General features: G+C 74.0%; 5 protein-coding genes and 1 pseudogene. 5 read left to right on the forward strand and 1 reads right to left on the reverse strand.

Annotated features, from left to right (window positions below):
- Positions 1 to 23 precede the first annotated feature (23 nt).
- Positions 24 to 131 (reverse strand): annotated as a pseudogene (locus tag ABZ885_RS31770) (short-chain dehydrogenase/reductase); the annotation flags it as partial.
- A gap of 223 nt (positions 132 to 354) precedes the next feature.
- Between ABZ885_RS31770 and ABZ885_RS31775 the strand changes: the two are divergent.
- The 5 genes from ABZ885_RS31775 to ABZ885_RS31795 form a co-directional block, all read left to right on the forward strand.
- Positions 355 to 858: a hypothetical protein gene (locus ABZ885_RS31775; protein WP_360196274.1), complete on the forward strand. Its 504-nt coding sequence runs from the start codon at positions 355 to 357 to the stop codon at positions 856 to 858.
- A complete protein-coding gene (locus ABZ885_RS31780; protein ID WP_360196277.1) occupies positions 828 to 2,252 on the forward strand; it encodes a hypothetical protein in 1,425 nt (474 codons plus the stop codon). The genes ABZ885_RS31775 and ABZ885_RS31780 overlap by 31 nt, the downstream gene beginning before the upstream one ends.
- Positions 2,249 to 3,730: a VWA domain-containing protein gene (locus ABZ885_RS31785; RefSeq protein WP_360196268.1), complete on the forward strand. Its 1,482-nt coding sequence runs from the start codon at positions 2,249 to 2,251 to the stop codon at positions 3,728 to 3,730. Before ABZ885_RS31780 ends, ABZ885_RS31785 begins: the two co-directional genes overlap by 4 nt.
- Positions 3,731 to 3,757: 27 nt before the next feature.
- Positions 3,758 to 4,870, forward strand: a complete 1,113-nt coding sequence (locus tag ABZ885_RS31790; RefSeq protein ID WP_360196271.1) for an AAA family ATPase — start codon at positions 3,758 to 3,760, stop codon at positions 4,868 to 4,870.
- Positions 4,871 to 4,875: 5 nt separating this feature from the next.
- Positions 4,876 to 7,615 (forward strand): hypothetical protein (locus tag ABZ885_RS31795; RefSeq protein ID WP_360196280.1); only part of this gene is annotated, 2,740 nt, incomplete at its 3' end.

Raw genomic sequence — 7,615 nt, forward strand, 5'->3', positions numbered from 1 at the left:
CACTACTCTACGCTCTTCAGATCTACCCGGTCGCCCGCGGCCAGCGCCGCGTCGGCGAAGGCGCGGCCGAGACCCCGGCTGGCGCCGGTGATGAACCAGACGCGGTCGGTGCTTCCGACGGTGGTGCGCATACGGGTACTCCTTTGCAAGAGACGAGACGGTTCGTCTCGCTGATGTGCCCCCACTGTGCACCTTTTCCGATCACTCGTCAAGACGGAACGTCTCGTCTCGCCGATCTCTGCGGGAGCGGGCGGAACGCGGTGCCCGGGGACTTGTCAGTGATCGCCAGTAGGTTTCCTTCCGCAGCCCGCCGGTCCGGCGCGGCGGCCCCATGACGCAAAGGAGATCGGTGTGTTGTCAGTCCGGGAGGAGTCGAGCACGGCGCGCGTGATACCGCCCGCGCAGCCGAGGAAGCTCGCCAAGGTCCCGTTCGTCGAGCTGGCCGACGGGCGTCTGCAGGGCGTGGTGTCCAGCGGCTCGGACATCGAGCGGGTCTACGTCTCGTCGATCGCGGCCGGCGACTACGCGTTCGCCTGCAGCACCAACAACAACCGCCCCTGCGGCGGCGCGCGCGGCTCGTTCTGCAAGCACCTCGTGGCCCTGGCCGGCGAGGCGGTGCTGCAGTACGGCGCCGAGCGGGTCGCCCGCTACCTGCGGGTCGAGTCGGCCGACGGCGTCGCGACCACCCAGGGCATCGTCTCCGCCATGACGGCCAACCGGCCGGCGAAGGCCGACGCCACCGCGGCCGCGCCCGTCTTCAGCCGGTTCCTGCGCCACCTCGCCTACCTGGAGCTCGCCCCGACCACCGCACCGCTGCCGGAGCTGCACTGGTTCCCCACCACCCGGGCGGTGGTGTGATGCGCACCGACCTGCTGACCGAGCCCGTCGACGGGCTCGCCGAGGCCCTCGCGGCCGTGGACGCCTTCGACCGGGCGCTGGCCGGCGGCCTCCTCCGGCCGGCCCCCGCCCAGGCCGCCGGCCTCGACGGGCTCGCCGAAGCCGTCGCGGGCTCGCCGCTGGCCGCCCGGGTCGCCGAGGCCGCCGGACAGGCCGCCGCCGGAACGGCCGGCGAGGACCACCTGGTCGCCCTCGCCGCCGCCCGCACCGCCCTGCTCGGCTCCGTCCACGACGCCCTGGCCGCCCGCCTGGACGAGGCGATCGGTCGGCCCCGCGGCGAGGCGCCGGCACCGGCCCCGGCCCCGGGCGAGCCGCAGGCCGCCAACCTGCTGGCCGCCGCCCGCTCCTGGCTCACCGACCTGGCGCGCACCGGCTGGCAGGGCATCGACCACGAGCTCGTCTCGGGCGCGGCGCCGGTGGTCTCCGCACTGCTCGCCGACCCGGCCCTGCGCCGGCTCGCGACACTGCTCGACGGGTTCGCCGCCGAACTGGCCGCCTGCTGCCCCGGCGCCGCCCTGGAGCGGATCCCGCTGCGCCGCTGGGCCGACCTCTGGTCCCGTGCCCTGCTGCTGACCGTCCCCGGCGCCGCCGACGCCCCGGCGACGGGAACGCTCACCGGCCGGCTGCTGCCGCTCGGCGTCGACCTGCACGAGCACGCGACCGCCGCCCAGGCCCAGGTCCACGCCGTGTTCGAGCCCGCCGAGGGCGGTGCGCCCCGGCTGGTGCGGGCCGGCGTCGCGGTGCCCAAGCCGGACACCGTCGTCGGGGCCGGCGTCTGGCAGCTGCTCCGCCCGCACCTGTCGCTGCTGGCGGCGGCCGGCGAGGGCCTCACCATGGAGCTCACCGGCATGCCGGTCACCGCCGAGGGAGACCTGCTCTGGCACGACGAGCACGCCCGCCCGGGCGCGCCCGCCGACGCCTTCGCCACCGCCCGGGTCGCCCTGGCCGGTGCCACCACGCCGTCGACCGCACCGCTGGACCGGCACCCGGCGCGCATCGCGACACCCGTCTTCCTGGAGGGCTACACCGCCCACCAGGAGGACGACGCCCTCGCGTTCGAGCTGGCCGGGCACCGGCTCGCCGTCGACACCGACCGCGTCCCGGCCGCGAGCCCGCTCACCCCCGGGGCGGTCGCGGCGTCCACCGCCTGCCTCGGCCTGCTGCGCTGGGACGACGGGGAGTTCCGGCTCCAGCCGCTCGCCGTCGAGGCCACCGTGAAGCGGAAGACCGTCGCCCTGCACGCCGGGGCCTGGGCCGGCGGCACCGGCGACAAGGACGGCGCCAAGGCCGAGAAGGCCGCCACCGAGGCGGTCGCGATGCTCCGGGAGCGCGCGGGAAGGCTGCTGCGGAAGTGACGACCGACCAGACCGACCCCACCGACGAGACCGATCCCACCGACGAGGCCGATCCCACCGGGCAGGCCGGCCCCACCGGCCCGGACACCGAGCCCGCCCCCGCGCCGGACACCGAGGCGAACCGCCGCCAGGTCCTGTACTGGCGGCTGCTCGCCCGCCTCTTCGACCCCGAGGAGCAGCCGGCCCTGGAGTCGGCCAGCCTCGGTGTCGTCGAGGACCTCGGGCTGCCCGCGGCCCTGCTCGACCCGCAGGCCTCCGTCGACGCGATCGTGCAGCGCCACCCCGCGCTCGCCGCCGAGTTCGACGGCCTGATGCTGCCCGAGGAGCCCGCGGACGGCGAGGAGCGCGACCGGCAGGCCGAGGTGCGCCGCGCCGCCCTGGTCTCCAAGGTGCTGCTGAACGTGTTCGCCACCGGCTCCGGCGCGGTGACCGCCGGCCGGCTCGCCCAGTGGCAGTCCGACGCGGGCTGGCTGGAGCGCGCCCTCGGCTGCAAGCCGGGCGAGCTGCGCGCCGGCCGCACCGGCGGACGGGAGGCCGGCACCGGCACCGGCGGCCGCACCGGCACGCCCGACCTCTCCACGCTGATCCCGGCCATCGGCCCCGAACTCGGCTCCATCGAGGCCGGCCTGGTCAAGCGGATGCGCCTGCGCGAGGTGCTCGCCGATCCGAAGCTCGCCGCGAAGCTGACCCCGAGCATGTCGCTCATCGAACAGCTGCTCCGCGACAAGAACAACCTGTCCGGCGTCGCCCTGGCCAACGCCAAGGCGCTGATCCGCCGCTTCGTCGACGAGGTCGCCGAAGTGCTGCGCACCCAGGTGGAGAAGGCCACCGTCGGCACGCTGGACCGCTCGGTGCCGCCGAAGCGGGTGTTCCGCAACCTCGACCTCGACCGCACGATCTGGAAGAACCTCACCAACTGGAGCCCGGAGGAGGAGCGGCTCTACGTCGACCGCCTCTTCTACCGCCACACCGTCCGCAAAACCACGCCGCAACGGCTGATCGTGGTCGTGGACCAGTCGGGCTCGATGGTCGACTCGATGGTCAACTGCACCATCCTCGCCTCGATCTTCGCCGGGCTGCCCAAGGTGGACGTCCACCTGATCGCCTACGACACCCAGGCCGTCGACCTGACCCCGTGGGTGCACGACCCCTTCGAGACGCTGCTGCGCACCAACCTCGGCGGCGGCACCGACGGCCGCGTCGCCATGACGCTCGCCCAGCCGAAGATCGCCGAGCCGCGCAACACCGTCGTGGTGTGGATCTCCGACTTCTACGAGTGGCAGAGCGAGGAGCTGTTCGCGTCGATGGCGGCCGTCCACCGCTCCGGCGCCCGGTTCATCCCGGTCGGCTCGGTCACCAGCGCCGGCCGGGCCAGCGTCAACCCGTGGTTCCGCGAGCGCTTCAAGGACCAGGGCACCCCGGTCATCTCCGGCCACATCCGCAAGCTCGTCCACGAGCTCAAGAACTTCCTCACCTGACCACCACCCCCCGGAAAGGCCCCCCTCATGTCCGACCTGCTGCGCGCCCCCGCCGAACTCAAGTACGCCGAGGAGCTGGACTGGCTCGAGTCCGTCGACGACGGCCCCAAGCCCTTCAGCTGGCGCCTCTCGCCGAAGATGGTCCGCCTCTTCGTCCTCGGCTCGGAACGCGCCGACGGCCTCGACCGGGAGATCCAGCAGAAGTGGTTCGGCGACCGCAGCATCGTCGAGCGCGCCATCGTCACCCTCGCCTCCGACCGCGGCCTGCTGCTGATCGGCGACCCCGGCACCGGCAAGAGCTGGCTGGCCGAGCTGCTGGCCGCCGCGGTCTGCCGCAACTCCACCCTGGTGGTGCAGGGCACGGCCGGCACCACCGAGGACCACATCAAGTACTCGTGGAACGTGTCCACGGTGATCGCCAAGGGCCAGTCCCGGGAGTCGATGATCCCCTCGCCGATCATGACCGCCATGGAGACCGGCGCGATCGGCCGCTTCGAGGAGCTGACCCGCTCCACCAGCGACGTCCAGGACGCGCTGATCTCCATCCTGTCCGAGAAGTACATCTCGGTGCCGGAGCTGGACAGCGACAACATCGTCTTCGCCAAGCCCGGCTTCTCCGTCATCGCCACCGCCAACAGCCGCGACCGCGGCGTCAACGACCTGTCCTCCGCGCTCAAGCGCCGGTTCAACTTCGTCCGGATCCCGGTCGTCACCAACCGCAGGAGCGAGGCGGAGATCGTCCGCTTCCGCACCGAGGAGCTGCTGCGGCGTCACCACATCGAGCTGGACGTGCCGCCGACGCTGCTGGACGTGCTGCTGCAGAGCTTCGGCGACCTGCGCGCCTCGGCCGCCGCGGCGGGCAGCGACGACGAGAAGCTCGAGTCGTCGCTCTCCACCGCCGAGCAGATCGGCGTGCTCGAGGACGCCGTCCTGCACGGCAACTTCTTCGGCGAGCGCGAGCTGACCGCCCGCACCCTCGCCGCCTCCCTGGTCGGCTCGCTGGCCCGGCGAGAGCCGGAGGACCTCGCCATCCTCAACAAGTACCTGCACGGCGTGGTCGAGCCCCGCAGCAAGGACGAGGGCGGCGCCTGGCCGGAGTTCCTGGAGGGCGGCCGCGACGCGATCGCCACCCTGTCGTGAGCACCATGAACGAGGGCACCATGAACGAGGGCACCTTCGACCCGCTGCGCGCCCAGCTCCAGGAGGCCGCGGCCGCCTTCGCCGACGGCCCGGACGCGCTGCAGGGCATCCTGCTCGGCCTGGTCGACGACGTCGACCGCGCGGTGCGCGAGCCGCTGGAGATCTTCCCGGTCTGCCACCACTCCCCCGCCTCCGCCGTCGCCATGGCCCGGCGGCTGCGCGAGAAGCAGCCCAAGGTCGTCTACCTGGAGCTGTGCGAGGACATGGCGCCGCTCCTGTCCGAGCTGCGCAACTGCCGGCTCCCGGTGGCGGTGCAGGCCTTCGCCACCGAGGTCGACGGCTTCCCCGCCGACTGGTCGCCGCTGTCGGTGGTCGCGCCGGTCACCGAGGCCTCCGCCGAGTACCAGGCCATCGCCTACGCGCTGGACACGCCCGGCGTCGAACTCGTCCTGGTCGACCGCTCCTCGGACCACGTCTTCCAGTGGGAGCCGCGCAGCACCGGTGACCCCGCGCCCGCGGACCAGGACGCGCCGGCCGACGGGGAGGAGGCCGCGCTGCACGGCGACGCGGTCGGCGTGGAGATCGGCGACCTGCGGCCGCGCTTCGCCGAGCTGGAACGGCACCTGCTGCGCCACGGCAAGGTGCGGCACTGGTCGGAGTGGTGGCACCAGTACGTCGAGGTCCCGCTCGGCGACAGCGACCACGACACCTACCGGCAGGTCATGCTGCTGATCGGCAGCCTGTTCCGGCGGCTCGCCCCCGGCGACGGGCAGCGGGTGCGGGTGGACGAGGACCGCGAGCGCCACATGTGGACGCGGATGCGCGAGCACCTCGCCGCGACCGGCACCGACCCCGCGGACTGCCTCTACGTCTGCGGCGCGTTCCACGCGGCCAGCCGGGTCGCGGAGTTCGGCGTGCACGGCAGCGACGGCTACGCGATCACCCCGCGCACCGCCACCACCTGGCAGCACGGACTGATCCCGTCCAGCCACGCGGCGATCGAGGCGCAGTTCGGCCTGGCCGCCGGCTCGGTGTCGATCGCCGCCACGACCTGGGCGAAGAACCTCAAGCGCACCGGCGTCCAGCCGTTCCGGCTGGCCGGGCAGGCGGGCGCCGGGAAGCCGGCGAAGAAGGCCGCGACGAAGGCGATGGCGAAGGCCGCGACCACGGCGGTGGTGACGGCGCAGCCGACGACCGCGACCGCCGCCGGCGCGCCGTCGGACCGGCTGTCCGGCTTCCTGCAGCGGCCGCCGGTGATCGACCGCCTGGACGAGGCCGAACTGCTCGGCTGGTCGGTCGAGATCGTGCGCGCCGCCCGCCGCAACGGCTACCTCGCCTCCACCGCCGACGCCATCGCCGTGTTCGAGACGTCGATCCTTCTGGCCGGGATGCGCGACCGGGCCAAGCCGACGCCGTACGACTTCCAGGACGCGGCGGTCACCTGCATCGAGAAGGACACCGTCCCCGGCCGGCGGGACGTCGGCCGGCTGGTCGAGATCATGATGGGCGGCGACCGGATCGGCCGGGTCGGCTACGACGCCCTGCCGCCGCTGGCCCGCGACGTCCACGACCGGCTGGCCCCGCTCGCCCTGAAGCCGGAGCAGCGCGGCGTGCAGCGGGCCCTGCTGGACATCGCCTCCCGGCCCGAACTGGAGCCCTGCTCCGACGTGCTGTGGATGCTGCGGTACCTGCTGCCGCACGGCGCCGCCCGCCCGATCATGGGCGAGCGCCGGCTCGGCGAGCGCCCGATCCAGGAGTCCTGGGACCTCGCGCTCGGCACCCACCAGCGGGCGCTGATCGAGCTCGGCTACGAGGGCGTGAGCATCGAGCAGGTGCTGGAGCAGCGGCTCCGGCGGACGGCGAACAGCCCGCGGGCGACCGCCGCCGTCGTGCTGGAGACGGTCGAGGACGCCCACCTCCACCTGCGCAGTCACCGGCTCGCCCAGGAGCTGGGCACCCGCGCCCTGGACGTGCTGGCCACCGAGCGCAGCGTCGACGGCGCGCCCGAGGTGCTGCGCCGGGTGCGGCGCCTGCTGGCCCACTACCGCACCAGCGAGCCCGTCCTGCCCGGCTGGATCGAGGCCTTCGTCAAGACCGGGTACGCGCACTACTGCACGCTGCTGCCGGTGGCGTTCGCCGACGAGGAGGCGACGGCGCGGCAGGTGGCCGCGATGCTGGGCTTCCTGTTCAGCATGGAGGGGCTGGCGCTGTCGCTGGGCTGCGACCGGACGCAGCTGGAGCTGGCCCTCGCGCAGTCGCACCCGCAGGACCCGTCGAAGGTGGCGCTGCTGTGGGCGGCCCAGGTGCAGCTCGGCCGGCTGTCCCGCCCGGAGCTGCGGGCGCGCTTCGACGAGCTGCTCGCCAACCCGCTGGTGCTGCCCGCCTATCCGCGCTACCTCAGCGGACTGCTGCACGCGCTGGAGCCGGTGCCGGGGCTGACCGACTTCGTGGTGGAGGCGGTGTCCAACGCCTTCGGCCGGCTGCCGGACCAGGTGCTGCTGCCGTGGCTGCCGACCCTGATCACCACGCTGCGCTCGGACGGCGCGGAGCTCGCGCCGCTGCTGATCCGGGAGGCCGGGCGGGTCTTCCCCGGCCGGCTGGCGGCGCTGGACTCCTGGGTGCCGCCGTGGCGGGAGCAGCCGGCCCCGGCCGCCGTCCGGCCGGCCCGGGGCCAGGCCGGGCCGGGCGGCGTCGCCCTGCTCGCGGCGCACCCGGACACCTGTGACGCGCTGGCGGCGCTGCTCG

The sequence above is a fragment of the Kitasatospora sp. NPDC047058 genome (assembly GCF_040643935.1).
Lineage (GTDB): Bacteria > Actinomycetota > Actinomycetes > Streptomycetales > Streptomycetaceae > Kitasatospora.

What these genes read in the sequence shown, in the direction of transcription:
- ABZ885_RS31790 (WP_360196271.1), top strand. Translation starts at nt 3,758, where the DNA reads ATGTCCGACCTGCTGCGCGCCCCCGCCGAACTCAAGTACGCCGAGGAG.